Genomic DNA, 25,985 nt, shown 5'->3' with positions numbered 1-25,985 from the left:
TTACTTAGGACTACTAAGTTAGTAAATTTATTTGATTGGGAATTAGCCTACAAATCTGATAGTGAGTTACTTTGAGAAAAAACTAAACATATTACCACCATAACTTTTAGAATGTGAGTAATGTTCTAATTGACTTAAATCGGTGTGTTTAGAGTGTTCAACAATGAGTATACCTTCTTCTTCAAGTAATTCATTTTTAAAAACTAATTCCGGAATTTTAGAAAAAGCAGCTAATTCAAAATTGTAAGGTGGATCGGCAAAAATAATACTGTGCTTTTGTTTTGATTTTTCAAGAAACTTAAAAACATCACTTTTAATGGTACTAATATCCATATCAAAGGCATCAGCTGTTTCATTAATAAATTTAATGCAGCCATAATTTTCATCTACAGCTGTAATATGTTCAGTGCCTCTTGAGGCAAACTCGTAACTAATATTACCTGTTCCAGAAAATAAATCTAAAACAGAAATATCATCAAAATAATACTGATTATTTATGATATTAAAAAGCGCTTCCTTTGCCATATCTGTAGTTGGTCTTACAGGAAGTTTTTTTGGAGCTGTAATTCGTCGGCCTTTATACAGTCCAGATATTATACGCATATTAAAAGGAGTTTAATATTAAAAAATGTTGGTGAGAATAGCGCCTGTCTGTTTCTGCAGCTATTTTAAAATCGTAAGCTTTTTCTACAAATCTTACATGCCTAATATAGATATAAAGCATAACAAATAGCTCATCACCAATAACTATATTTCCGCTTAATTGTACAAAAGTAGTTTCTACATCGAGTTTTAATTGTTCAAAAACAAATAAGACATAATAGATAAAATCTTCTTTACTATAAAACTCAAAAACATTAAATAGTTGTAGCTTATTGTCTTTTACTACTAATATTTCTAAGGTGTTTTTATTAACGTTAATATAGACGATAGGTTCTTCTGAAGGTTCAGGGTTGTTTAAAACGGACTCAATAAGGATACTTGACGAGTGTTTGTAAACAAATTCACCAAAGGTTTCAAAAATATAATTGTTAATGTTTACGTAAGGTACGTATACATTAATAGTCTTATTCACAGAGATTTTATCTTCTGTTATAAAATCGTTCTTTAATATTTTCGAATTAAATTTTAAATAATCAACTTTATGATTTGCATCATAAAGTTCCTCTGGGACAAGAGTCGCTAACTCATTTTGATGAATCACTAAAACTTCATTAAAGTCTTCAGAGAACACCGTATTACTACTTAACTCTGCTTTTATATGATTGAGAATTTCCTCAGGATTCAACTTGTGCTCAAAAGCATTAGTCTTTAAAAACTCAACGGTTTTAGTAGTTCTATTTAAAATACAAAAAGAAAGTCCATTCAAATTAATTTGAATGGACAATTCTTTAATATCGGTTTTACTCAAAATTACTGTTTATTTGAAAGATCTTTACCCCAATTTCCACTGGTATTAACTTCTTCCATTGAGCCTATTTTTACAGTTTCTCCTTTAACACCTGCTACAGAGAATGCTTGTTTTTCTTTTTCAATTAAATATTGCTCTTGGCCATCTAAAACTATAGCTTTATCAACACTAGCTTCAAATACGGCGAAGTCATCTAATTTACCTGCTTTAAGTGTGAATTTAGCATCTGGTTTTCCAATGCCAACATTCATCATTGTTTTGTAACGATCGCTACCTTTAAAAAGAGAATCTTTTACAGAATAATAACTTAAAGTATCTATTAAAGTAATAGTTTTCATAGTTTCTACACCACCAAAAGCTTTTGTTTTTACTTCATCTAATACTAAAGTATCACGTCTTTGTGTAATTGGCACTTTTCCTGTTTCAACAAATTTTATTAATTTATCAAAATTATCAGCATAAGTTCCGTTCACATCTTTGTAAGCTAACTGAGAATCTCTAATATCAATAAGACGATCGATAACTACACGATAACGTTTATCTTTAATTTGATTGAATTGTATCTCTTTGTAGACAGACATAAAAGTAATGTAACCTAAGAAAATAATCAATCCCCAAAGTACTATGTTGATTACTGGTTTTATTTTCTTTGGAACAAATTTATCGATAGCCCAAACAATTCCTATGGTTAAAGCTACAATAACTACAATTGCTATAATTACTTTCATGTGTTTATTTATTAATTAAGGTCTATCGCAAATCTACAATTTTTTTTTGTTGGTTAAAACTATCTAAATTAAAAATATTAAAAATATCTAAGTTAATAATTTATACACCCTAAAAATAGAGAATATTGCTATCTTGCTAGATATTTAATTTATATATGATATCTAATGCATCTGCATTCTATTCGCTCTTAAAATCTAAGTTTCCATTTACACCAACTTCTAAGCAGGATATGGTGTTAATGCAATTATCGCAATTTATTTTTGATAATAATAAAAATTCAATTTACTTATTAAAAGGATATGCAGGAACTGGTAAAACGAGTATAATTGGTACAATTGTTTCAAATTTATGGCAAGCAAAAAAAAGTGCAATTTTATTAGCTCCTACAGGAAGGGCAGCAAAGGTAATTTCAAATTATTCTAAGAAAGAAGCATTTACCATTCATAAAAAAATATATTTCCCTAAAAAGGATAAAGGAGGCGGTATTAATTTTGTAATGCAACCTAATAAGCATCGCAACACTATTTTTATTGTAGATGAAGCATCTATGATACCAGATACGCCTTCAGATACAAAGTCTTTTGATAGTAGCTCGCTACTAGATGATTTAATGAGTTATGTCTATTCTGGTCATGAATGTAAGTTATTATTAATAGGAGATAAGGCGCAGCTACCACCTGTTAAATCTGATTTGAGTCCTGCTTTAGACGAAAATAAACTGAGCCTAAACTATAATAAAGATGTTATTGGTATTGAGTTAGATGAAGTGGTTAGGCAAGGACAAGATTCTGGGATTCTTAGTAATGCTACAGAATTAAGAGCTGTTTTAGAATCTAATTTTTATGAAAGTTTTAAATTCGATTTAAATGGTTTTACGGATAGTGTGAGGTTAATTGATGGCTACGAAATTATGGATGCCATAAATGATGCATATAGTGCAGATGGTTATGAAGAAACGGCAATTATAGTTAGAAGTAACAAACGTGCAAATGCATACAATCAGCAAATAAGACAACGTATTTTATTTAATGAAACCGAATTGTCTTCTGGTGACTATTTAATGGTTGTTAAGAATAATTATTTCTGGCTAAAACCTAATACCGAAGCTGGTTTTATTGCTAATGGAGATATTATTGAGGTGTTAGAGATTTTTAGTATTAAAGAACTGTACGGTTTTAGATTTGCAGAAGTTAAGTTAAGAATGGTAGATTATCCTAATATGAAACCATTTGAAACGGTATTACTTTTAGACACTATTGATGTAGAGAGTGCTTCATTAAGCTACGAAGAATCTAATCGATTATATCAAGAAGTTTCTAAGGATTATGAAAATGAAACAAAATACAAACGCTTTTTAGGGGTAAAAAACAATAAGTTTTTTAATGCCTTACAAGTAAAGTTTTCTTATGCTATTACTTGTCATAAATCTCAAGGTGGACAATGGAATACCATATTTGTAGAGCAGCCTTATTTACCAAATGGTATGGATAGAGATTATATCCGTTGGCTATATACAGCAATTACGAGAGCTAAAGAAAAGCTTTATCTAATTGGCTTTAAGGACGACATGTTTGTAGAGAAAGATTCAAACTAATTAAGTTATGACAGAAACAATACTAAGCATATTTTTAGGCATCGGACTTTCAGCTTCTGTAGGTTTTAGAGTCTTTTTACCGTTATTCGCGTTAAGCTTAGCAGCTTATTTTAATATTTGGGAACTCAATGAATCATGGTTATGGATTGGCAGTACAACAGCAGTAATTACTCTTGGTATTGCAACGGTTGTAGAAATTGTGGCTTATTATATTCCGGTAATTGATAATGCGTTAGATGCAATTGCTATTCCACTAGCAACCATTGCAGGTACTGCCGTTATGGTGTCTACTGTTGCAGATTTAAGCCCTGTAATTACTTGGGCTCTCGCTATTATTGCAGGCGGAGGAACTGCTGCAGCTGTAAAAAGCTCTGCTAGTGCAACCAGATTAGGTTCTACGGTTTCAACAGCTGGTTTTGGTAATCCTATCGTTTCTACCATAGAAACAGGGACGTCTATAGTGATGTCTATAATATCTATATTTATACCAATATTGGCTATTATCGTAGTCCTATTTATTTTTTACATCATTTATAAGCTCTATAAAAAGTTACGTCCTAATAAATCAAAATCACCAAATACCAATTTGAATACATAATGTCGTTTATAAATCTTATTTTTGAAACTAGACAAGTACAAGTTACATAGATGAAAATTATTTCAATGATTCCGGCACGTTATAGTGCATCGCGTTTTCCTGGTAAATTAATGCAAAATTTAGCTGGAAAATCTGTAATTCTAAGAACTTACGAAGCCACAGTTGCTACTAAATTATTTAGTGAAGTATATGTTGTAACGGATAGTGACATCATTTTTAATGAGATTGTAAATAATGGTGGAAAAGCTATTATGAGCATTAAAGAACACGAGTCTGGTAGTGACAGAATTGCAGAAGCAGTTGCAAATTTAGATTGCGATATTGTGATAAATGTGCAAGGAGACGAACCGTTTACGGAGCGCGAAAGTTTAGCGAAAGTAATCGATGTTTTTAAAGATGATAAAGACAAAGAAATAGACTTAGCTTCTTTAATGGTACAAATTGAGGATTGGGAAGAAATCAATAATCCCAATACTGTAAAGGTTATTGTAGATCAGCAGAATTTTGCTTTGTATTTTTCTAGAAGTCCAATTCCATTTCCAAGAGATAAAGAAGTAGGAGCACGTTATTTTAAACACAAAGGCATTTATGCTTTTAGAAAACAAGCTTTGCTAGATTTTACCGTTTTACCCATGCAGTTTTTAGAAGCATCGGAAAAGATTGAATGCATTAGGTATTTAGAATACGGTAAACGTATTAAAATGGTAGAAACTACAATACAAGGAGTAGAAATTGATACTCCAGAAGATTTAGAAAGAGCGAAGAAATTGTGGAAATAGATTATACTAAAATAAAAGTCATTGGCTTTGATGCTGATGATACCCTTTGGGTAAATGAAACCTATTTTAGAGAAGCTGAAGAAGAAGCTGGTAGATTATTATCTCTATATGAAACTCCGAATAAGATAGATCAGGAGCTTTTTAGAATGGAGATTAAAAATTTACCAACATATGGTTATGGTGTTAAAGGTTTTATATTATCTATGATAGAGCTTGCTCTAGAATTATCTAACGGAAGTGTAACTAACGATGTAATTGCTCAAATGTTAAACATCGGTAAAGACATGCTTAATAAACCTATTGAACTTTTAGATGGAGTAGAAGAGGTGCTTAAAGAGTTGTCTAAAGATTATAGATTAATTGTGGCCACAAAGGGAGATTTGTTAGACCAAGAGCGTAAATTAGAAAAATCTGGTTTGTTAAAATATTTTCATCATATTGAAGTGTTAAGTGAAAAAGAAGAAGCTAATTATTCTAAATTATTGAAGCATTTGGATATTGAACCTGAAGCTTTTTTAATGGTTGGTAATTCCTTAAAATCTGATATTTTGCCTTTAGTAAAAATTGGAGCTCAAGCTATACATGTTCCGTTTCATACGACTTGGCAACATGAAACCGTGACGAAAAAAGAAGCCAATGGATCTCATTATAAAACCGTGAAAAGTTTAACGGAAATTACAGATTTAATTAGCTAAGATTTGAAAGTACTCAATAAAAACACATGGAATAGAAAGGCTCATTTTGAGTTTTTTGATACCTTTATAGACCCTTATTTTGGTGTCACTTTTAAAGTAGATGTCACTAAGGCTTATGAGTTTTCTAGTGCTAATGAAGTCTCTTTTTTTGTGAGTTATTTGCATGCAACAATGCAAGCTATAAACGAAGTAGAAAATTTAAGATATAGAATAAACGAATCTAATGATGTTGTTGTGTTTGATACTATTCATGCATCGCCAACAATCCTAAGGCCTAATAAAACCTTTGGTTTTTCTTTTGTGAATTATAATGAAGATATTTTTAAGTTTCAGACTAATTTTTTAAAAGAGAAAGAAAGAGTATTAAATACAAACGATTTGTTTCCACCTGTAAATTCAATGGATTGTGTGCATTGCTCATCTTTACCTTGGGTTAATTTTACAGGACATAAAGAACCTTTTAAAGGAGATAAAGATTCAGTGCCTAAAATAGCTTTCAGTAAAATGGAAAATTTAGGGTCAAAAAAAGAAATGCAAGTTGCTATTAGTGTCAATCATGCACTGGTAGATGGCTATCATATTGGTCTATTTAAAGAAAAATTACAATTTCATTTAAATAGTCAATAAATAAAAACTAAGTTGTTATTTTTGTTAAAGATATAAAGTAAATGATATACAAAAATTATCCAATGGTGTCCAGAGTTGTTTTTGGACGTGGAAGTTTTAATCAACTCGATGAAATTCTCGCATCAAAACGCAAAGGGCGTAATGCACCATTTATATTTTATGTTGATGATGTCTTTAAAGGGAATCATTGGTTAACCTCTAGAATAGCTCTATCTTATAAGGATAAAATTATTTATGTACCAACAAAAGAGGAGCCGAGTACAGATCAAATAGATCAGTTAGTAGAAGATATTATTTTAGAATACAGTGAACTTCCTTCTGGTATTATTGGTATTGGAGGTGGTATAGTAATGGATATTGCAAAAGCCGTTTCTTTAATGCTTACCAATAAAGGTGAGTCTAAGGACTACCAAGGTTGGGATTTAATTAAACATCCTGCAATTTATCATGTAGGTATACCAACAATTTCTGGTACTGGTGCAGAAGTCTCTAGAACTACAATTTTAACTGGTCCCATCCGAAAGCTTGGTATCAACAGTGATTTTACTCCATTTGACCAAGTGATATTAGATCCGGAATTGACTAAAGATGTTCCTAAAAAGCAATGGTTTTATACCGGAATGGATTGTTTTGTGCATTGTGTAGAATCATTAAATGGTACCTTTTTAAATGCGTTTAGTCAAAGTTATGGTGAAAAAGCCTTTGAGCTTTGTAAAGAAATCTTTTTAGAAGATAATTTGAGCAAAGAAGAAGCTCAAAATAAATTAATGATGGCATCGTGGCATGGAGGTATGAGTATTGCTTACTCACAAGTAGGTGTAGCACATGCTATGAGTTATGGTTTAGGCTATCTTCTAGGCATTAAACATGGTGTTGGTAATTGTATTGTTTTTGATCATTTAGAAGAATTTTATCCTGAAGGTGTTGCCATTTTTAAACAGATGAAAGCCAAGCATAATATAGAATTACCTCAAGGTATTTGTGCAGATTTAGAACAAGATCAGTTTGATAAAATGATTGATGTTGCTTTAAGTTTAGAACCACTATGGGAAAATGCAATTGGTAAGAACTGGAATACTATTATAACAAGACAAAAGCTTTTAGAACTTTACAAAAAGATGTAAGATGCGATGGCTAGCTAAATTTGTTTATTTTAAGTTATTGGGTTGGAAAGTAGTTGGTAATACTAACTTCTCTAAAGACACCATAAAGAAGGCTGTGATTATTGCTTTTCCACACACAAGTTGGCATGATTTTTATATTGGTGTTTTACTCCGTAAAGTCACTGGTGTAAAAACTAATTTTGTAGGTAAAAAAGAACTCTTTATTTGGCCTTTTGGCTATTATTTTAGAGCAATTGGAGGAAGATCTTTAGATAGAACTTCTGGACAAAATAAAGTAGAGGCGATATCAAAACTATTTAATGAGTCTGATGAATTTAGACTAACATTAGCACCAGAAGGTACTAGGAAAAAAGTAGAAGAATGGAAAACAGGCTTTTACTATATTGCTAAAACAGCTAATGTTCCTATCATAATGTTTACGCTAGATTTTAAAAATAAACAGAATAAAATTTCAGAACCATTTTACCCAACAGATGATATGGAAGCCGATTTTAAATTTATGAAATCGTTTTATGAAGGTGTAGAAGGTAAGGTTAAGGAATACGGTTAATTTGGCACAAGAATTGAAGTATTTATCATGCAATGAAACATAAAGTAAACTCCAAGTCACTAAAAAGAAACATTGTCTAAAAAAGCCGTCTAATTAATTAGACGGCTTTTCTTCGTTTATATACTTATCTAAAAGGTAATTAGTTTGGTTTTGAAGCTTATTTTTAAAGAACTGCATACCTCCAAATAAAAGGCCTTTGATTCCCATAGCTTGCTTTGCCCATTTATGTAAGTCAAATTTATCTGTATGTTTTATAATTAACCCATCTTTAAATTCAAATTTTGCATCAATTTTATTATGGACTTTTCTTCCAGTTTTACTGAAAGTATAATTAGCTTCCCAATGTGCAGATCCAGTAGTTTCATTTGATTCGATATTTGAAAACTCAACATTAAATCCTTTTCCTTTTTGAGAAGCACACAGCATTAACCACATGGCTTTTGCGCGTTCGGCTTTTAAAACTCCAAACGCAGGATCTTCAAAAACTACATCTTTATGATAGCATGAAGCCATGGTTGGACCATCGCAATTCTTCAATGCTGTGTAAAATGTTTCTATTACTTGTTTCATGTTATTTTAATTTTTTAAAACCGTACTCGCTATAAAATCGTAAGTATAGTGTTATTAATCTTTATTTGATTTCATATATCGAATTGGGAATTAATTGCTATGAAAGGGAAAAAGACCATCTTTAATTAGGTGGTTTTTTTATTCTCATGCTGTTTCATTTATATTCCAAATTTAGGGCAGAAAAGCAACTGAAAAATCTGCGAAATCTGTGGGTATTTTTTATTCGAGAGTTATTTTATTTCTGAAACCAATATCTGTGCGTTCATCAAACAAAAAATCAAAATAATTGGCATCACCTTTTTTTCCACTTATTGTGGTTGTGGATCTTCCGATTTCTAAACCAGATTTATTAAAAGCTTTTGCAATTACGTCTTTATTAAAATTTTCGTCAAAGATGATGTATAAGGTTAATTTATTATTGTTGCCACTGGTTAGACTTTGAATATCATAAACACCAGTTTTTAAACCTTTTATTTGTAAGTCATCAGATAATACAATTTTACATTCTAAGGTTTTATCTACACCTACAGAAACACCTTCAAAAAACTCTGTTGCGCTTTCTCCAACAACTTCACCACCTTTATTAATGCCTTCTTTAGTTTTGTTGGCTATTCTGTTACAGGAAAATAATAAAAGAAGAATAATTAGAATTGTTATTTGGTGTGATTTCATAATAAAAAACGTTTTGAGGATAATAAAAGTAAATAAATATAAAATAACCTAACGTGTATATTTCTTAATCTTATCTATTATTTTCTGTATCTTAGAATATACAAAAGCATTAGTCTTCGCATAATGAAACGAAATAAAACAAACGACTGAAAGAAATACGATAGCACCAATAGTGGCTTGCCAAGGATTAAGCGTTTTGCCAATAAGTTGGGTTAGACCAAGACCTGTAAAACTGCCATAAATGATAATAAAATGAACCACATAAATGGAAAGCGTCTTTTGTCCTATTTTAAGTATTAAAGGTCTTTTTAGGTAATTTTCTGCTAGATAGAATAAAGAGAATAGAACTAGGACATCTCCTAATCTTGAAAATAAATAATTATAATAGGCAACTTCTTTAAAAATTGAAATACCTAACCAGCTATGAAGCTGCATTAGTAACCAAGATGATTTAAAAATAAGTGCAACTCCGAATAGAAAAAAACCAGAAACAATAGCCATTTTAAACTTTGGACGTTCCACATAACGATAAAACAGAGTAGATATAAAAGCTCCAAATGCTACATAGCCAAACCAAGGTATAATATTAAAAATGGAGCCATTCGCTTTACTAAAATAATTAGAAATTAGTATAGGTATATTTGGTAATTCTAAATAGCGATATAGAGGTTCAGTTATAAAAACAGCTAGACCTAGAGCTAAAGTTATAATTGAAAAAATTAACGTTTTTTTGAACGTAAGCTTATAAATTAATACAATAATAATCAGTGATAAACCAATACACTGTAAAACATCTACAACTAAGAAATAAGAGTTGAATTTACCTATTAACCATTGAAAAATGGGTGCTCTCAATAAGTAACCAATACCTATAAGCATTAGGCCTCGCCTAAATCCTTTTCGCATTCTTTGTTTTATATCTCCATTGCGTTTAGCTCGTATAAGAAGGTATGAAAATATGAGTCCAGAAATAGTAAAAAAAGTAGGAGCTGTAATACCTCTGAAATATTCCCAAATTTGAAATATGGTATTGTCTGCGTCTCTGTAAGACACCTCTAAAAGTGTGTCTATAAAATGGCCTTGCAACATCATTAAGATAGCAAATGCTCTTACAGCATCAATAAAATATAGACGATTAGGATTCAAGTTAAATAGGTTAATTACTTTAAATATAACTTTAATTTTTTTTAATTAAAACAGCAATGAATTCATAATTAAAAGCCTTTGATTTTAATCTTATAAATCAAAGGCTTTTAGATTAGTCTAGCAGTTAAATCTGAGATTGCTTAATCATTTTTGGCGAAATAGCCATCATTAGAAACGGCAGCATCGCTTACTTTTATGCTTGCAGTTTTAAACCAAACTTCGGCATAGTTACCATCTGCATATTGTTTTTGAATATCTCCACCATGTGTTTCTGCACCAGAACACCAATTTTTATTTACGTCCGGAGACTTTCCATTAGTTTGATTGTAAGCACCAAGCTTAAAGAAAAGACCTTCACCAGTATATGCAGTTTCACGCTCTATGCCATCTTGGCCAATTGGTACAAATAAATTTTGTGTTTGCTCAGGTATGTCTGCAGTGGTTGTATATTCTGATTGGATTAAGTTTTTTGTAAAGGTTTTAGTCTCGTGACCTTCACTAGTGAATTTTAAATTCATAATACCATCTTTGACTTCAATTTCATAACTGAACTCTTCACCTAATGCAATACCATCTTTTGGTTCTTCAGGATAAGTGTTTTCTTCAGTACCAACAACAGAGAAGTCATTACCCCAAACCGCAGAAGAGTAATCCCATCTTCCAGAATTGTCTTCACCTGCAGTATTGATTTCATAATGCCAAAAAACAGAGCCTTTGGTGTGGCCTGGGAATTTTTTGTAAAATATTTTAAGCGGTTCATTTTCATGTCCATCTGCACTATGAATCTGGCCTACGACTACAGCATAAGACGCTGCAACTCGAGCATCTCCAGTAGAAGATACATTCATTACTTTTAATGTGGCAGTCAATTTATCATCAGCCGTTTTAGGATACCATTTTTTTGCTTGAGCTAATTCCGTTCTTGTGTTGTTAGATGTGCCGTGAGTATCTCCAGCGTTAGGCGCTTTATAAACAACCCAATCACTTTTGCCATCATTCGTGGTGTAGAAGAAATCTTTGTTTTCAAAATTATTTGCAAAACCAGCATTAGAGCCATCTCCTAAAATTAATTTCCAATGATCAAAAAATGGAGTCACCTCACTTGCGTATACAGTTTTTGTAGTTTCCTTTTGCTTTGGTTCTTTTACTTCATTTTTACAGCTATTTAATGTTGTAAAAGTAAAAAGTATTAGGAATGTTATTAACGATGAGCTGGTTCTTTTGTTCATTTTTAGAGAGTTTTGTTTCAAAATTGGTTTTACCAATAGTTGTATTTAGTAATTTTTTAAAAGAAGTTTAATGTCTATAAATTGGTTTTTAATTTTCCTAACGATTAAACATAGAGTGCGTATGTTTGCTGATTAACGAAGTTAACTATTTTAAACTCAAAATCAATAATTTAATATTTCAGTTATAAATTAATTGTAAACATTGCGTTATAAACTTAATCCATTTATTACATTTATAAACTATGGAATTTTTAAATCAATTACTCAGTGACTTTTCATCATTAGCTTGGGGTTTGCCTTTGCTTATTCTATTAATTGGTGGAGGTTTATATTTATTAATACGGTCTCACTTTTTACCATTTCGATATTTAGGTCATGCCTTAAATGTGCTTCGTGGAAAATATGACGACCCAAACGATCCTGGAGAAATTTCTCATTTTCAGGCCTTGTCAACTGCGTTATCAGCAACTGTTGGTATGGGTAATATTGCAGGTGTTGCTGTGGCTATATCTATTGGTGGACCTGGAGCCGTGTTTTGGATGTGGATTAGTGCAGTAGTTGGTATGTCTACAAAATTCTTCACATCTAGCTTAGCTATTATGTATAGAGGTAAAGATAGTGCTGGCGAAATTCAAGGTGGTCCAATGTATTTTATTATGGAAGGCTTAGGTAAATCGTGGAAGCCTTTAGCTGTCTTTTTTAGTCTTTGTGGATTAATTGGTGCGTTACCTGTTTTTAATGTAAACCAGCTGACACAAGCTTTAAATGATATTTTATTAATTCCGAATGGAGTGGAAGTTGGGCTAAAATCGAATCTTATTATTGGTTTCGTTTTAATCAGTATTACAGGTTTAGTTATTCTAGGTGGTATAAAACGAATAGGAAATGTGGCATCTCGTTTAGTACCAAGTATGGTGGCTTTATATTTTGTGTTAGTTATTGTTATTCTTGTAGCACATAGTGATGTTTTAGTGTACTATCTAAAACTTATTTTTACAGATGCCTTCGCAGCTAATTATTATCCAAAAGACGATACTTTTTTAGGTGGTGTTTTGGGTGCATTAATTTTACATGGCATTAAGCGTGGAGCATTTTCAAATGAAGCCGGAATTGGTACTGCACCAATGGCTCATGGAGCAGCAAAAACGGATGAGCCTATTCGTGAAGGCTTAGTCGCTATGTTAGGACCTGCTATAGATACACTTATTGTTTGTACACTAACGGCTTTAGCGATTTTAGTTACTGGTGTTTGGGAAACTACGTCAGATAACGGAGTGAGTCTAACGGCTTCTGCCTTTGCAGATGTAATGCCTAACTACGGTAAATACTTGTTGTTAGTTTGTATTGCTGTATTTAGTATGAGTTCGCTGTTCTCTTATTCGTATTATGGCACAAAATGTATGTCCTTTCTATTTGGAGCTGATAAAAAACATTACTATAATTACTTCTATATTTTAAGTATTCTTATTGGTGCAACAACAAGTTTAAGCATGATGATTAATCTTATTGATGGCATCTTTGCGTTAATGGCAATTCCGACAATGCTAGCAACGCTAATCTTAGCTCCAAAAGTTATAGTAGAGCTTAAAGCATATATAAAAAGAATGAAAGAAGAATAATTATTTACTTACAGAAGCTTTAAATTGTTGAGGTGTCATCATTTCCGTTTTCTTAAACTGTCTGTTGAAGTAACTGGTATTATTAAATCCAGATTGAAAAGCGATTTCAGACATTCTTAAATTAGGATTTGATTTGATAAGTTTTTTAGAAAACTTAATTTTTTCCGAATTAATATAATCAATAGGCGAAATACCTAAAGTGTTTTTAAACTGCTTATGAAAGTGAGACGTGCTCATGTAAGCTTTTTTTGCTAATTGATCTACGGAGATATCCTTATTGGTTAAATTATCTTTTATGAACTTAATGACAGTACCAATTCTGGTATCCGTAAATATATGATTGTCATTAGTAATTAGAGATTTGGCTTTAGTTTGTAGTAATCTTACAATTAATTCTTGAATCATTAAATCTAGTAGAACATCTTTAGACGTATTACTATTGGTAAAGGTGTATGTTAATCGTTCTATTAAATGATTAACATCTACATTATTGATTAAATGCGAGCTGGTTGCATCTAAGTCCCAATTATTGTTTTCATTTTCAATAGCAACATGATGATTAAATTTCCCCACGACTTCTTCAATCTTAAACGCATCAATACCTAAAGCTAAACATTGCGTAGGTTTATTTTTTGTAGCTATTGGGAAATCAATTACCATTTCCTTGTTAGTTGGCATTACAACAGATTCTCCTGGAAAAAAATCAAAAGCATCAAAACCTTCTAGGTGCATTACTTTTTTTCCGGTGAGCATACTTGCTATAATAGGAAAGTCGAAAGTTAACGACACTTTCTCTGCAATGGCATGTGTCTCGTAAATATTTAGTTCAGCATATTCAGCATTATATGTTGTTCTATTTTCTACTAATGTAGTTAGTTTTCTATGGCTTTTATGTCTGGTTAATAAGTTACTCATATTCAATATTACAAAAAAAGAGTCTTAAAAGTTGTTAATAAGAGATATGTTCAAATGTATAATAAATATGTTCAATTTATTTGGGATTTCATAAAATATCTTTATCAAAATTGAAGCATGCATAATATTTGTGCTAAATAAATGTATAATTAACAATAAAACTTATTAAGGTATGAGCTATTCTAAACCACAGTTTAAAGACAGGTATTCCAATTTTATAAATGGAAAATTTGTGCCACCAGTTGGTGGTGATTATTTTGAAAACACATCTCCTATAGATGGATCTCTTATTGCAAAATATCCAAGATCACAAAAAGAAGATGTAGAAAACGCAGTTAATGCTGCTAATGGAGCAAAAGAAGCATGGGGAAATACCTCTGCAACAGAGCGCGCAACACTTTTAAATAAAGTAGCAGATATTATAGAGGCTAATTTAGAAGAATTTGCAATAGTAGAAACTTGTGATAATGGAAAACCAATTCGCGAAACGCTGAATGCAGATATTCCGTTAGCTGTAGATCATTGGCGCTATTTCGCAGCATGTATTAGAGCAGAAGAAGGAAGTGCAACAGAATTAGATCAAAATACCTTGTCCATGAATATTAAGGAACCACTAGGTGTGATTGGTCAAATTATTCCATGGAACTTTCCGTTATTAATGTTGTCTTGGAAATTGCCTCCAGCATTAGCAACAGGGAATTGTGTGGTTTTAAAACCTGCGGAACAGACGCCATCTTCAGCAACATTGTTAATGGAAAAAATTGCAGATGTTTTTCCTCCTGGTGTGTTAAATATTGTTCATGGTTTTGGTCCAGAAGCAGGAAAACCTTTAGCGTCTAGTTCTAAAGTGGACAAAGTAGCCTTTACAGGTGAAACAACCACAGGGCAGTTAATTATGCAATATGCCTCTAAAAATCTGAATCCTGTAACTATGGAATTGGGAGGAAAGTCTCCAAACATATTCTTTAATAGTGTAATGGATGAAGACGATGCGTTTTTAGATAAAGCCATTGAAGGAGCTGTTTTATTTGCCTTCAATAAAGGAGAGGTTTGTACATGTCCTTCTAGAATTTTAGTTCAAGAAGATATTTATGATGCATTTATGGAGCGCGTGATAGCAAGGACAAATGCTATTATTCAAGATAATCCTTATGATGTAAATACAATGCTTGGAGCACAAGCTTCTAATGATCAATATGAAAAAATTCAATCATATTTTAAAATAGGAAAAGATGAAGGAGCAAAAGTGTTAACAGGTGGAGAAGCTAATAAATTAGATGGTGATTTGGCAAACGGCTATTATATAAAACCTACGATATTAGAAGGGCATAATAAAATGCGTGTTTTCCAAGAAGAGATTTTTGGACCCGTAGTTTGTGTTACTAAGTTTAAAGATGAAGCTGAAGCCTTAGAGATTGCTAATGATACCATGTATGGTCTTGGAGCAGGAGTTTGGACAAGAGATGCACATCAATTGTATCAAATACCAAGAGCTATAAAAGCAGGTCGTGTTTGGGTAAATTGTTATCACGCTTATCCTGCACATGCACCATTTGGTGGTTATAAGAAATCTGGATTTGGTAGAGAAAATCATTTAATGATGATGAGTCATTACAGACAAACTAAAAACATGTTAATTTCTTACGACAAGAATAAATTGGGCTTCTTTTAGAAGTTATTAATAGCAAGTAAAAGGTTGAATTAGTATATTTAATTCAACCTTTTTTAATATAATTATAATATGAAGCGAGTAGAGATTACAGAAGAGGCAGCAAAAATTGTAAAGCAACTAAAAATGAAACATGGTGATTTAATTTTTCATCAAAGTGGAGGTTGCTGTGATGGATCTGCTCCCATGATTTTTGAAAAAGGTGATATGTATTTAGATGATAGTGATATTCTTTTAGGTGAAGTAGAGGGTGTGAATTTTTATATGAATCAAGATCAATTTGAATATTGGAAGCATACTCACCTAACGGTTGACATCACTAAAGGTCGAGGAGCTAGTTTTTCTTTAGAAATACCATTGGGATTAAGGTTTTTAATTCATTCCCGATTACTAACAGCAGAAGAGGCTGCTTTTTTTAATACTTAACACTCTAAGTGTATAACTACACTTTTTGTGTTTTAATAATATTAGCTCAAAAAACCATTTAAATCAATGGTTTTTGAGCTTTTTTTATGTTAATATCTTATTTTTTTAACATTTGGGTGATAATTTTATTGCTAAATTGATATATTTATGCTAAATTAATATATATGAAAGTAGATTTGTGTCCAAATTGTGGTTCAGACCATTATATTAAAAGCGGAATCGTTAACGATAGGCAGCGTTATAAGTGTAAAAAATGCAATTACTTTTTTTCAGTAAATAAAATTGGAAAGCGGATAGATGATTACTACGTCAATAAATCGCTTCAGTTGTATTTAGAGGGTTTAACCTATCGAGAAATTGAACGTATTCTGGGAGTTTCTCACGTTAGTATTATGAATTGGGTAAAGAAATACAACATAAAACGTCCATATAACTCTAATTACCATCCTACTTATAAAATCTTAAATGCTTTAGAGCTAGGTAATTATTTTAGTAATGCAGATAATATTAAGGGAGCAGGTGTTGTAGTTACAGAGTTGGGTGATAAATTTATGCTTATAAAATGGGAGCGTTTTAAAGATTAGTATATCTATTTAACGAAAAGATATATTAGGTTTCTCTTAACAGATTGTTTTTAAGAATTTAGTAGTGCACACAAAACCAATTTATAACTAACTAATCTTTTAAACAATGAGAAAACAAACCCTTTTATTGTTAGGACTTTTTCTAATGTCCTATCAATTTATGAAAGCTCAAGGTTCTCCTGATTATACAGGAGGTCTTAAGTTTAAATTTAACGAAGATGGCTCTAAATATCTTCGGCTTATTTCTTGGGCACAAGTCCAAGCTAATTACAATACAGATGAAACCTTTGATGGAAACGGGAATGAAAACAGTAAGTTAAATTTTAACTTACGTCGAGCTCGTGTATTAATGTTTGCACAAATCAACAAAGACTTTTTAATTCTTACGCATTTTGGATTAAACAGTTTAACAAGTACTACATTGAGTCCTACAGGTAAAGGAGATGGCTCACAACTCTTTTTTCACGATGTTTGGGCGCAATACAACTTAGGTGAAAATCATACAGTAGGAGGTGGTTTACATTATTTTAATGGAATTTCTAGATTAAATAATCAGAGTACCTTAAATATGATGACTTTAGATAATCATCGTCAATCTTGGGCTACTATTGGTCTATCAGATCAATTTGCGCGTCACCTTGGTGTTTTTGCAAAAGGTAAATTTGGGAAACTACAATATCGTGTAGCTATTAATGATGCGTCTGCATCTTCTTTAGATTCTCGAACTGCTGTTGCTGGAGAAAGTGCTGTTTATAACGGAAGATCTACGTTGGGTTCTAAGGATTCAGGTAAAGCTTTTGCTGGTTATTTCGATTATCACTTTTTTGACCAAGAGTCTAACTTTTTACCATATAAAGTAGGAACATATTTAGGTGAAAAAAAAGTTTTTAATGTTGGAGCAGGTTTCTTTTTACATCCAAAAGGATCTGTAATTGATACAGGTACTGCTTTATCTCCAAATCTTGAAGGAGAAGATGTTTCCATATTTGCTGTAGATGCTTTTTATGATGCTCCAATTGGTGATGATGGAGCAGGAGGTGCAATTACTGCTTACGCAGTTTTTCAATCAAATGATTACGGAAAGAACTACTTGTTTAGCGCGTATGGTACTGGAAGCATGGTTTATGGTCATGTTGGTTATGCATTTGCTAGAGATAAATCTAAAATAAGGTATCAGCCTTATGCAAGTTATGGTACGCATAGTTATGATGCTGTAGACGACAATAGAAATACGCTAGGCATAGGTCTTAATGCTTATATGAGTGGACACAATTCAAAATTAACTTTAGAATATAACAATCAGAAATTTGGTGATGTGGATATAAATACCATTTCGCTTCAAGCAATGATTTACCTATAAAAACTAACAACTATGAGTGAAAAACAAAAAAACGCAACAGCGTATTGGAAAGAAAATCTAAAGTACCTAATTATACTACTGCTAGTGTGGTTTATAGTGTCTTTTGGATGCGGAATTTTATTTAGAGAAGAATTAAATGAATTTCGTCTTGGCGGTTTCAAACTAGGATTCTGGTTTGCGCAGCAAGGGTCAATATATGTATTCGTAATTCTCATTTTCGTTTATGTAAGATTAATGAATAAACTAGATAAAAAATACGGTTACGACGAGTAATCCTTAACTAAACTTAAAACAAAAAATTATGAGTGTACAAACTTGGACATGGTTATTAGTAGGGATTACTTTTGCCTTATATTTTGGAATTGCAATTTGGGCTAGAGCTGGCTCAACTAAAGAATTTTATGTCGCTGGAGGAGGTGTTTCTCCATGGGCAAATGGTATGGCAACAGCTGCCGACTGGATGAGTGCAGCCTCTTTTATTAGTATGGCTGGTATTATATCTTTTGCAGGATATGATGGATCTGTTTACCTAATGGGTTGGACAGGAGGATATGTATTGCTAGCCTTACTTTTAGCACCTTATTTGCGTAAGTTTGGTAAGTTTACGGTTCCAGATTTTATTGGAGACAGATATTATTCAAATACCGCAAGAACAGTTGCTGTAATCTGTGCGCTAATTGTTTCTTTTACTTACGTAGCAGGACAAATGCGTGGAGTAGGAATTGTTTTTTCTCAATTTTTACAAGTAGATATTAATATAGGTGTAATTATAGGGATGACCGTGGTTTTAACCTTCGCATTATTGGGAGGTATGAAAGGAATCACATATACCCAAGTAGCACAATATTGTGTTTTAATCTTTGCTTTTATGGTGCCTGCATTTTTTATTTCAATGCAGATGACAGGAAACATTATTCCGCAAATAGGAATGGGAGGCACAGTTGAAGGTGGTGAATTTTTATTAGATAAATTAGATAAGCTACATACGCAACTTGGGTTTAATGAATACACAAGTGGTACAAAATCTACTTGGGATGTGTTTGCTATCACTTTAGCACTAATGACAGGAACAGCTGGATTACCTCACGTAATTGTGCGTTTCTTTACAGTGCCTAAAGTAAAAGATGCGCGTAAATCTGCAGGTTATGCATTATTGTTAATAGCTATTTTATATACAACAGCACCTGCAATCGCAGTATTTTCTAGAACTAATTTAATTGAGACGGTAAGCGATAAAGAGTATGCTGATATTCCGGTATGGTTTAAAAACTGGGAGGATACTGGCTTAATTGCGTGGTCAGATAAAAATGGTGATGGAAAAATTCAATACGTAGCAGGTAGTTCTTTAGATGGTAAAAAGCCAATTTATACAGATGCTAGAGGATTAAATGGTGAGCGTATGATTTCTAATGCAAGTACTGCACAGAACGAATTGTATGTAGATAGAGATATTATGGTATTAGCAAATCCGGAGATTGCAAATCTTCCTAATTGGGTGATAGCATTAGTAGCAGCTGGTGGATTAGCAGCAGCATTATCTACGGCAGCAGGATTATTATTAGTAATCTCAACTTCTGTTTCTCACGATTTAATTAAAAAGCAATTGAGACCAAATATTTCTGATAAAGCTGAATTAAAAGTGGCTAGAATCGCCATTTTTGTAGCGATCTTAATTGCAGGTTATTTTGGGATTAATCCACCAGGGTTTGTCGCCGCAGTCGTCGCCTTGGCATTCGGACTTGCAGCTGCCTCTTTCTTTCCAGCTATTATATTGGGAATCTTTGATAAACGTATGAATAGTCAAGGTGCAATTTCAGGAATGGTTGTAGGGATTGTGTTAATGTTATTCTACATGATGAAATTTAAGTTAGACATGTTTGGAGGAGGTACAAGTGAAGATTGGTGGTTAGAAACTTCTCCAGAAGGTTTCGGAACTATAGCTATGGTGGTAAATGTTGTTATTTCCTTAGTCGTTTCAAGGATGACACCAGCTCCACCACAAAATGTTCAAGACATGGTAGAGAGTATAAGAATACCTTCAGGAGCAGGTGAAGCTTCTGATCATTAGATGGTTGTTCTTAGTTAAATAATTAAAACATATTTTAATTTTATTAGTAAGTAAATCAGCATTGCAAATTTGTAGTGCTGATTTCTTATATTAGTAGATATTTTGTTGTAATCTCCTTTACAGAAATAAACGTAAATCAAATGAAAAAACGTCATGAACAAAAATTAGCAGTGCTGTCTTTGGCTTTGTTTTTAGTTTTCAACATACCATTTATTCTTATTTTTAATTTTGAAGGTGCCATTTTTGGTATTCCGACATTATATTTTTCAATATTTTCTTTTTGGCTTTTATCTATCCTTATTTCATATATCGTATTAAAACGCCATTATGAATAATTACGCTTTAATCCTCATAATTATTATTTACTTAGCAGTGTTATTTTACATTGCTTTTCTTGCTGAAAAAAAACGACAAAGCAAATGGGTAAATAATCCTTATGTTTATACCTTGTCTTTAGCTGTATACTGTTCTGCTTGGACGTATTATGGTAGTGTTGGTATTGCAGCAAATTCAGGTATAAATTTTCTGCCAATTTATTTAGGGCCAGCAATTGCTGCACCGTTATGGATTGTTGTACTTAGAAAAATCATTAGGATTTCTAAACAACACAAAATCTCAACGATTGCAGATTTTATATCACTACGATACGGTAACAATAGATTTCTTGGAGCTTTAGTGACCATTGTTTGTCTTTTTGGGACCCTTCCTTATATCTCATTGCAATTAAAAGCAGTGTCAGAAACTTTTGAAATAATGTCTGATGACACCAGTTATATTTCAACAACCGTAATAGATGATTCTACATTTTATGTCGCTTTATTATTGGCTATTTTTGCGACTTTTTTTGGTACACAAAGTTCTGATGCTTCAGAAAAACATAAAGGTATCATTGCTTCTGTCGCCTTTGAGTCTGTTTTAAAATTGGTGTTTTTTCTTATTATTGGCGGATATATTACGTTTTATTTATTTGATGGTACCACTGATATTTATAATAAAATAGCCATAACAGAAAACTTTAAGGAACTTACAACGCTTGGTGGTTTAGAAAATGGGTTTAATTGGTTTTTTATGATTGGCTTGTCATTTATGGCCATATTTTTATTACCAAGGCAATTTCAGGTTGCTGTTTTAGAAAATAATAGAGAAAAACATTTAAAAAAGGCAATTTGGCTTTTTCCATTATATCTGTTACTATTTAATGTCTTTGTAATTTTTATTGCTTGGGCAGGAAAGCTCACTTTTGGCAGTACGCAAAATGCTGAGTATTATACACTACTTCTGCCATTAGAGAATGGAAATTCGTTCTTAGCGACACTAGTTTTTTTAGGTGGATTTTCAGCAGTCATTTCAATGGTGATTGTGTCCACTTTGGCTTTGTCTACTATGGTGAGTAATAACTTAATTATTCCATATGGATTTTTAGATAAATTCATTAAAAATCAACCAGAACGCAATTCTAAATACATTAAGAATATTCGTCGTATTTCAATATTTACAATTATTATTACGGCTTATTTCTTTTATGTTTCCTTTTCGAGACAACTATCGTTATATTCAATTGGGCTAATATCTTTTGTAATTATATCACAGCTAGGACCTTCCTTTTTTATTGGTTTATATTGGAATCGTGGCTCATCTAGAGCTGCAATTATTGGAATTGTAATTGGTTTTCTTGTCGCTGTTTACACATTGGTATTGCCTTTTACATTGCAGGCTTTTACAGGTACTGATGATTTTACACAATATGGTCTTTTTGGGATTTCTGCATTAAAACCTTACGCTTTGTTTGGTATCGATTTTTTAAGTCCGCCAGCGCATGCGTTTTTCTGGAGTATGACTTTTAATGTGTTTAGCTATTTAACTTTTTCTTTAACATCTAAAGGGAATTACAGAGAACGAAATTACGCGGAAATGTTTGTAGATAGTCGCAATTTTACGACACTTCAAGATAATGCTCTAGTTTGGAAAGGTGAAGCATACGTTACAGATATTAAAAATGTATTGGTTAGGTTTCTTGGTGAAAAACGAGCTACTCGTGCTTTAAACATATTCTTCACAAAATATAAATTACCACAAGACACACAATTGGCAGATGCACGATTAATTAATTTTTCGGAAAAATTATTAACCGGAACTATTGGTTCAGCTTCAGCAAAGATATTAATAGCAAGTGTGGTGAAAGAGGAGGAAATTAGTTTAGTTGAAGTTTTAAAGATTTTAGAGGAGTCTAAAGAAAATATAGTAAGTAATAAGGTGCTGCTAGAAAAGTCTAATGAATTAACTCAGTTGTCATCAAAATTAAAAGACGCAAACAATGAATTAATATCTAAGGACAAGCAAAAAGATGAATTTTTAGATACTGTAGCGCATGAGTTAAAAACTCCAATAACAGGTATTAGAGCAGCAACAGAGCTGTTAATGGATGAAGATGATGATATGCCAAAGGAGATAAAGTCTCAGTTTTTAAAAAATATTCTTCAAGATTCAGAACGATTAGGACGATTGATTCATAATATTTTAGATTTTGAAAAATTAGAAACGGGACGCTTACATTTAGATTTTCAATATCAAGATATTCAAAAAACAATAACAAAAGCTATTAGTAGTATTTCGCAAATTGCAGCAAAAAAAGAGATTCAGATAATAAATAAAAACGTTCATGCATTTAAAACTAATTATGATGAAGATCGTATCCTTCAAGTATTAACCAATTTGTTGTCTAATGCCATAAAGTTTTGTCCTGTTAAAACAGGTAAAATAGAAATAGATTATAAATTAGGAAATGAGTTGGTTGAAATCTCTGTAGCCGATAATGGTAAAGGCATTCCGGAAGAGGATCATGATTTTATTTTTGATAAATTCTATCAGTCAAAAGATCAAAATACAAGAAAGCCCCAAGGTAGTGGTCTAGGGTTGGCGATAACCAAACAAATTGTGGAAAAGCATAATGGAAAAATTTGGGCAAAAAAAGGTGTAAAAAATGGTGCAATACTTGTTTTTACGATACCTTTTAAGTAAATTGTAGTCGTAAAGTATGAGGAAGAAAATTTTAATTGTTGACGACGAGCCAAATATTGTAATGTCGTTAGAATACACTTTCAAAAAACAAGATTTTGAGGTGTTTATAGCAAGAGATGGAAGTGAGGCTTTAGAGATATTAAAACATCATATTCCTAATGTGATATTGTTAGATGTTATGATGCCAAATGTAGATGGATATCAAACATTAGAATACATAAAAAAAACAGACAGTTTAAAAGATACCAAAGTGGTTTTTTTAACTGCAAAAAATAAAGCTTCAGATATTGAAAAGGGTTTAAAACTTGGAGCAGATAAATATTTAACCAAACCTTTTTCGGTAAAAAAAATAGTTTCAGAAATTCTGGAACTTATAAAATAAGAGTCTTCTTTAAGTCTTTTATTAAATTGGTTTTGTGTGCAAACAAACTAAGTTTAATTAAAGTTTAAAGACATGAAATTACGCATCAATCCTTTAGCGTCAGATATTATAATTAGTATCTATGTTATTGCAACGCTATTCTTGAGGTTTAAGTATGAGAATATTACCAACGTAAGCCCTATGCTATCTATAGTTATGGGTATTTGTTTTGTGGTGATAATTTGGGTGCTTATTAAGCTCAATATTCTTAATCCTAATTGGTTTGGCTTACTTAATTCTAATAAAAAGTAAGTTATGAAATATCAAAAATTTTATCAGAAAAGTATTCAATCTCCAGAACAATTTTGGGACCAACAAGCGCAGCAATTAGATTGGTTTAAAATTCCAAAAACAATTCTGTCTAAAGATAAATATGATTATAATCAATGGTTTGAAGATGGGCAACTTAACTTAAGTTATTTGTGTATAGATAAGCATATTAATGATGGTTTTGGTGAGCAAAATGCAATCATTTATGATTCTCCAGTAACAAATACAAAAGAACATATTAGCTTTAATCAATTACATCATGAGGTTGCTAAACTGGCTGGTGGATTGCAAAGTTTAGGGCTAAAAAAAGGTGACACTTGTATTATTTATATGCCAATGATTCCACAAGCATTATATGCTATGTTGGCTTGTGTAAGAATTGGTGTAATACATTCGGTTGTATTTGGTGGTTTTGCTCCACATGAGTTAGCTATTCGTATAGATGACTGTAAGCCTAAAGCAATAATTACGGCATCTAACGGAATTGAAATAGAGCGCATTATTCCATACAAGCCGTTTGTGGATGAAGCAATTTCTCAGGCGAAAAACAAGCCCGAACATGTTATTGTTTTTGATAGAAAATTAGATGTAGAAATCCCAAAGAAAGATTATGATGTAGATTATACGACGTTAGTAGAAAAGTCCACAGCTATTGATGCGGTTTCGGTTGCGTCTATCCATCCGTCTTATATTTTATACACTTCAGGTACTACTGGTACTCCAAAGGGAATTATTAGAGATACAGGTGGTTATGCTACGGCATTAAAATTCTCAATGAAATATATTTATGGACTAGACGAAGGAGATGTGTTTTGGGCAGCAAGTGATGTTGGTTGGGTTGTTGGGCATAGTTATATCGTTTATGGGCCTTTGTTAAATAGAAATACCACTATTCTTTTTGAAGGCAAGCCTATAAAAACTCCAGATGCTTCAACTTTCTGGCGTGTAATAAGTGAGCATAACGTAAAAGTGATGTTTACGGCACCAACAGCAATTAGGGCAATTAAAAAAGAAGATCCTACGGGTCATATGCTTAAGCGTTTTGATTTGTCTTGTTTAAAATATCAATTCTTAGCTGGTGAACGTTGTGATGTGGCAACTTTAACTTGGACGGAAGAAAAACTTAATGTTCCAGTTATAGACCATTGGTGGCAAACAGAAAGTGGGTGGCCAATGTTAGCAAATATGGTTGGTGTTGGTTTACAAGAAGTACGACCAGGTTCTGCAGGTTTTCCTGTGTGTGGTTATGATATACAAATTTTAAATGAAGAAGGTGAGGAGGTAGAAGCTGGCGTAGAAGGTTTTGTTACCGTAAAATTGCCTTTGCCTCCAGGAACTTTAACTAATTTGTGGGGAAATCCTGATCGTTTTAAATTTGGGTATTTAAATCGATTTCCTGGTTTTTATTTTTCTGGAGATGGTGGCTACAAAGATGAAGATGGTTATGTTTTTATAACGGGTCGTGTAGACGATATTATTAATGTAGCAGGTCATAGATTGTCTACAGCAGAGATGGAAGAGATTGTGGCCTCACATAGAGCAGTTGCAGAGTGTGCAGTTTTTGGAGTACACTGTGAAATTAAAGGTCAAAAACCACTTGGTTTAGTGGTTTTAAAGTCTGGAGAACTTTCGGATAATCAATTAATTCAAAAAGAGATTATTCAAGATGTGCGTAAAGAAATAGGTGCAGTAGCGTCATTTAGGGATGTGCTTGTTGTAAATAGGTTGCCAAAAACGCGAAGTGGAAAAATTCTTCGTAAATTACTTCGAAATATTGCAGACGAGCAACAATACAATATTCCTTCAACTATTGATGATGTAAAAATTATAGATGAAATAAAATCAGTATATCAAGCCAATTTTATTGGAATTCATAAATAAAATAAAGTAGAAATTAGATTAACGGCATGC

At 32.1% G+C, this 25,985-nt stretch carries 27 protein-coding genes; 19 read left to right on the top strand and 8 right to left on the bottom strand.

Annotation, left to right across the window (positions count from 1 at the left end):
- Positions 1-66: 66 nt before the first annotated feature.
- From rsmD to DFQ10_RS11760, 3 genes are read right to left on the bottom strand one after another with little or no spacing between them, the layout of a single operon-like run.
- A complete protein-coding gene (gene rsmD, locus DFQ10_RS11770) occupies positions 67-603 on the bottom strand; it encodes a 16S rRNA (guanine(966)-N(2))-methyltransferase RsmD (protein ID WP_115817630.1) in 537 nt (178 codons plus the stop codon).
- A 1-nt stretch (position 604) separates the two neighbouring features.
- Positions 605-1,411: a DUF3822 family protein gene (locus DFQ10_RS11765; protein ID WP_115817629.1), complete on the bottom strand. Its 807-nt coding sequence runs from the start codon at positions 1,409-1,411 to the stop codon at positions 605-607.
- 2 nt (positions 1,412-1,413) lie between these two features.
- Complete coding sequence (locus DFQ10_RS11760) at positions 1,414-2,139, bottom strand: hypothetical protein (RefSeq protein ID WP_115817628.1); 726 nt, start codon at positions 2,137-2,139, stop codon at positions 1,414-1,416.
- Positions 2,140-2,294: 155 nt separating this feature from the next.
- Between DFQ10_RS11760 and DFQ10_RS11755 the strand changes: the two genes are divergently transcribed.
- The 7 genes from DFQ10_RS11755 to DFQ10_RS11725 all read left to right on the top strand — a co-directional run bounded on the left by DFQ10_RS11755 (position 2,295) and on the right by DFQ10_RS11725 (position 8,107).
- On the top strand, positions 2,295-3,734 hold the full coding sequence (locus tag DFQ10_RS11755; RefSeq protein WP_115817627.1) for an ATP-dependent DNA helicase: 1,440 nt from the start codon (positions 2,295-2,297) through the stop codon (positions 3,732-3,734).
- 7 nt (positions 3,735-3,741) lie between these two features.
- Entirely contained in the window at positions 3,742-4,332 is a 591-nt protein-coding gene (locus tag DFQ10_RS11750) for a DUF4126 domain-containing protein (RefSeq protein ID WP_115817626.1), read from the top strand.
- A 65-nt stretch (positions 4,333-4,397) separates the two neighbouring features.
- Entirely contained in the window at positions 4,398-5,111 is a 714-nt protein-coding gene (gene kdsB, locus DFQ10_RS11745; RefSeq protein ID WP_181897635.1) for a 3-deoxy-manno-octulosonate cytidylyltransferase, read from the top strand.
- On the top strand, positions 5,102-5,806 hold the full coding sequence (locus DFQ10_RS11740) for an HAD family hydrolase (RefSeq protein ID WP_115817624.1): 705 nt from the start codon (positions 5,102-5,104) through the stop codon (positions 5,804-5,806). The genes kdsB and DFQ10_RS11740 overlap by 10 nt, the downstream gene beginning before the upstream one ends.
- Before the next feature lie 3 nt (positions 5,807-5,809).
- Positions 5,810-6,433, top strand: coding sequence for a CatA-like O-acetyltransferase (locus DFQ10_RS11735; RefSeq protein ID WP_115817623.1), 624 nt, complete (start codon positions 5,810-5,812; stop codon positions 6,431-6,433).
- Positions 6,434-6,474: 41 nt separating this feature from the next.
- A complete protein-coding gene (locus tag DFQ10_RS11730; RefSeq protein ID WP_245940699.1) occupies positions 6,475-7,557 on the top strand; it encodes an iron-containing alcohol dehydrogenase family protein in 1,083 nt (360 codons plus the stop codon).
- A 1-nt stretch (position 7,558) separates the two neighbouring features.
- A complete protein-coding gene (locus DFQ10_RS11725; RefSeq protein ID WP_115817622.1) occupies positions 7,559-8,107 on the top strand; it encodes a 1-acyl-sn-glycerol-3-phosphate acyltransferase in 549 nt (182 codons plus the stop codon).
- Between the two features lie 93 nt (positions 8,108-8,200).
- On the opposite strand, the gene DFQ10_RS11720 is transcribed toward DFQ10_RS11725, so the two are convergent.
- The 4 genes from DFQ10_RS11720 to DFQ10_RS11705 form a co-directional block, all read right to left on the bottom strand.
- Positions 8,201-8,677, bottom strand: coding sequence for a nuclear transport factor 2 family protein (locus DFQ10_RS11720; protein WP_115817621.1), 477 nt, complete (start codon positions 8,675-8,677; stop codon positions 8,201-8,203).
- 219 nt (positions 8,678-8,896) lie between these two features.
- On the bottom strand, positions 8,897-9,349 hold the full coding sequence (locus tag DFQ10_RS11715) for a hypothetical protein (protein ID WP_115817620.1): 453 nt from the start codon (positions 9,347-9,349) through the stop codon (positions 8,897-8,899).
- A gap of 48 nt (positions 9,350-9,397) precedes the next feature.
- Positions 9,398-10,495, bottom strand: a complete 1,098-nt coding sequence (locus DFQ10_RS11710) for a heparan-alpha-glucosaminide N-acetyltransferase domain-containing protein (RefSeq protein WP_115817619.1) — start codon at positions 10,493-10,495, stop codon at positions 9,398-9,400.
- 140 nt (positions 10,496-10,635) lie between these two features.
- Positions 10,636-11,724 (bottom strand): polysaccharide lyase family 7 protein, encoded by a 1,089-nt coding sequence (locus DFQ10_RS11705; RefSeq protein WP_115817618.1) that lies wholly within the window; start codon positions 11,722-11,724, stop codon positions 10,636-10,638.
- Between the two features lie 242 nt (positions 11,725-11,966).
- Between DFQ10_RS11705 and DFQ10_RS11700 the strand changes: the two genes are divergently transcribed.
- The gene (locus DFQ10_RS11700; protein ID WP_115817617.1) at positions 11,967-13,343 is read left to right on the top strand and encodes an alanine/glycine:cation symporter family protein; all 1,377 of its coding nucleotides are present in this window, start codon (positions 11,967-11,969) and stop codon (positions 13,341-13,343) included.
- Here the strand turns inward: DFQ10_RS11700 and DFQ10_RS11695 are convergent, their stop codons facing one another.
- The gene (locus DFQ10_RS11695; protein ID WP_115817616.1) at positions 13,344-14,258 is read right to left on the bottom strand and encodes an AraC family transcriptional regulator; all 915 of its coding nucleotides are present in this window, start codon (positions 14,256-14,258) and stop codon (positions 13,344-13,346) included. It abuts the gene before it with no gap.
- Positions 14,259-14,430: 172 nt separating this feature from the next.
- Here DFQ10_RS11695 and DFQ10_RS11690 point away from each other — a divergent pair, with 172 nt between their 5' ends.
- The 11 genes from DFQ10_RS11690 (at position 14,431) to DFQ10_RS11640 (ending at position 25,955) form a co-directional block, all read left to right on the top strand.
- Complete coding sequence (locus tag DFQ10_RS11690; protein ID WP_115817615.1) at positions 14,431-15,930, top strand: aldehyde dehydrogenase family protein; 1,500 nt, start codon at positions 14,431-14,433, stop codon at positions 15,928-15,930.
- A gap of 69 nt (positions 15,931-15,999) precedes the next feature.
- Complete coding sequence (locus tag DFQ10_RS11685; RefSeq protein WP_115817614.1) at positions 16,000-16,353, top strand: DUF779 domain-containing protein; 354 nt, start codon at positions 16,000-16,002, stop codon at positions 16,351-16,353.
- A gap of 164 nt (positions 16,354-16,517) precedes the next feature.
- Positions 16,518-16,937: a transposase-like zinc-binding domain-containing protein gene (locus DFQ10_RS11680; RefSeq protein WP_115817613.1), complete on the top strand. Its 420-nt coding sequence runs from the start codon at positions 16,518-16,520 to the stop codon at positions 16,935-16,937.
- 106 nt (positions 16,938-17,043) lie between these two features.
- Positions 17,044-18,297 (top strand): hypothetical protein, encoded by a 1,254-nt coding sequence (locus DFQ10_RS11675; protein WP_115817612.1) that lies wholly within the window; start codon positions 17,044-17,046, stop codon positions 18,295-18,297.
- Positions 18,298-18,309: 12 nt separating this feature from the next.
- Positions 18,310-18,570, top strand: coding sequence for a DUF4212 domain-containing protein (locus DFQ10_RS11670; protein WP_115817611.1), 261 nt, complete (start codon positions 18,310-18,312; stop codon positions 18,568-18,570).
- Positions 18,571-18,598: 28 nt separating this feature from the next.
- Complete coding sequence (locus tag DFQ10_RS11665) at positions 18,599-20,365, top strand: sodium:solute symporter family protein (protein WP_115817610.1); 1,767 nt, start codon at positions 18,599-18,601, stop codon at positions 20,363-20,365.
- Positions 20,366-20,505: 140 nt separating this feature from the next.
- Positions 20,506-20,700, top strand: a complete 195-nt coding sequence (locus DFQ10_RS11660) for a hypothetical protein (RefSeq protein ID WP_115817609.1) — start codon at positions 20,506-20,508, stop codon at positions 20,698-20,700.
- Positions 20,693-23,383, top strand: a complete 2,691-nt coding sequence (locus tag DFQ10_RS11655) for a sensor histidine kinase (RefSeq protein WP_115817608.1) — start codon at positions 20,693-20,695, stop codon at positions 23,381-23,383. The genes DFQ10_RS11660 and DFQ10_RS11655 overlap by 8 nt, the downstream gene beginning before the upstream one ends.
- A gap of 16 nt (positions 23,384-23,399) precedes the next feature.
- Positions 23,400-23,765 (top strand): response regulator transcription factor, encoded by a 366-nt coding sequence (locus tag DFQ10_RS11650; protein ID WP_115817607.1) that lies wholly within the window; start codon positions 23,400-23,402, stop codon positions 23,763-23,765.
- A 72-nt stretch (positions 23,766-23,837) separates the two neighbouring features.
- The gene (locus DFQ10_RS11645) at positions 23,838-24,056 is read left to right on the top strand and encodes a hypothetical protein (protein WP_115817606.1); all 219 of its coding nucleotides are present in this window, start codon (positions 23,838-23,840) and stop codon (positions 24,054-24,056) included.
- Positions 24,057-24,059: 3 nt separating this feature from the next.
- Positions 24,060-25,955, top strand: a complete 1,896-nt coding sequence (locus DFQ10_RS11640) for an acetate--CoA ligase (RefSeq protein WP_115817605.1) — start codon at positions 24,060-24,062, stop codon at positions 25,953-25,955.
- The last annotated feature ends 30 nt before the right edge of the window (positions 25,956-25,985 follow it).

Origin of the sequence: Winogradskyella eximia (assembly GCF_003386165.1) — a bacterium.
GTDB classification, from domain to species: domain Bacteria; phylum Bacteroidota; class Bacteroidia; order Flavobacteriales; family Flavobacteriaceae; genus Winogradskyella; species Winogradskyella eximia.
Note: the sequence above shows the minus strand (reverse complement) of the source record. Positions and strands in the feature narration are given on the sequence as shown.

Excerpts from the sequence above, each read along its gene's own strand:
- rsmD (WP_115817630.1), bottom strand. The coding sequence starts at position 603 with ATGCGTATAATATCTGGACTGTATAAAGGCCGACGAATTACAGCTCCA.
- DFQ10_RS11760 (WP_115817628.1), bottom strand. The coding sequence starts at position 2,139 with ATGAAAGTAATTATAGCAATTGTAGTTATTGTAGCTTTAACCATAGGA.
- DFQ10_RS11755 (WP_115817627.1), top strand. The coding sequence starts at position 2,295 with ATGATATCTAATGCATCTGCATTCTATTCGCTCTTAAAATCTAAGTTT.
- DFQ10_RS11750 (WP_115817626.1), top strand. The coding sequence starts at position 3,742 with ATGACAGAAACAATACTAAGCATATTTTTAGGCATCGGACTTTCAGCT.
- kdsB (WP_181897635.1), top strand. The coding sequence starts at position 4,398 with ATGATTCCGGCACGTTATAGTGCATCGCGTTTTCCTGGTAAATTAATG.
- DFQ10_RS11730 (WP_245940699.1), top strand. The coding sequence starts at position 6,475 with ATGATATACAAAAATTATCCAATGGTGTCCAGAGTTGTTTTTGGACGT.
- DFQ10_RS11725 (WP_115817622.1), top strand. The coding sequence starts at position 7,559 with ATGCGATGGCTAGCTAAATTTGTTTATTTTAAGTTATTGGGTTGGAAA.
- DFQ10_RS11720 (WP_115817621.1), bottom strand. The coding sequence starts at position 8,677 with ATGAAACAAGTAATAGAAACATTTTACACAGCATTGAAGAATTGCGAT.
- DFQ10_RS11715 (WP_115817620.1), bottom strand. The coding sequence starts at position 9,349 with ATGAAATCACACCAAATAACAATTCTAATTATTCTTCTTTTATTATTT.
- DFQ10_RS11705 (WP_115817618.1), bottom strand. The coding sequence starts at position 11,724 with ATGAACAAAAGAACCAGCTCATCGTTAATAACATTCCTAATACTTTTT.
- DFQ10_RS11700 (WP_115817617.1), top strand. The coding sequence starts at position 11,967 with ATGGAATTTTTAAATCAATTACTCAGTGACTTTTCATCATTAGCTTGG.
- DFQ10_RS11695 (WP_115817616.1), bottom strand. The coding sequence starts at position 14,258 with ATGAGTAACTTATTAACCAGACATAAAAGCCATAGAAAACTAACTACA.
- DFQ10_RS11690 (WP_115817615.1), top strand. The coding sequence starts at position 14,431 with ATGAGCTATTCTAAACCACAGTTTAAAGACAGGTATTCCAATTTTATA.
- DFQ10_RS11685 (WP_115817614.1), top strand. The coding sequence starts at position 16,000 with ATGAAGCGAGTAGAGATTACAGAAGAGGCAGCAAAAATTGTAAAGCAA.
- DFQ10_RS11680 (WP_115817613.1), top strand. The coding sequence starts at position 16,518 with ATGAAAGTAGATTTGTGTCCAAATTGTGGTTCAGACCATTATATTAAA.
- DFQ10_RS11675 (WP_115817612.1), top strand. The coding sequence starts at position 17,044 with ATGAGAAAACAAACCCTTTTATTGTTAGGACTTTTTCTAATGTCCTAT.
- DFQ10_RS11670 (WP_115817611.1), top strand. The coding sequence starts at position 18,310 with ATGAGTGAAAAACAAAAAAACGCAACAGCGTATTGGAAAGAAAATCTA.
- DFQ10_RS11665 (WP_115817610.1), top strand. The coding sequence starts at position 18,599 with ATGAGTGTACAAACTTGGACATGGTTATTAGTAGGGATTACTTTTGCC.
- DFQ10_RS11660 (WP_115817609.1), top strand. The coding sequence starts at position 20,506 with ATGAAAAAACGTCATGAACAAAAATTAGCAGTGCTGTCTTTGGCTTTG.
- DFQ10_RS11655 (WP_115817608.1), top strand. The coding sequence starts at position 20,693 with ATGAATAATTACGCTTTAATCCTCATAATTATTATTTACTTAGCAGTG.
- DFQ10_RS11650 (WP_115817607.1), top strand. The coding sequence starts at position 23,400 with ATGAGGAAGAAAATTTTAATTGTTGACGACGAGCCAAATATTGTAATG.
- DFQ10_RS11645 (WP_115817606.1), top strand. The coding sequence starts at position 23,838 with ATGAAATTACGCATCAATCCTTTAGCGTCAGATATTATAATTAGTATC.
- DFQ10_RS11640 (WP_115817605.1), top strand. The coding sequence starts at position 24,060 with ATGAAATATCAAAAATTTTATCAGAAAAGTATTCAATCTCCAGAACAA.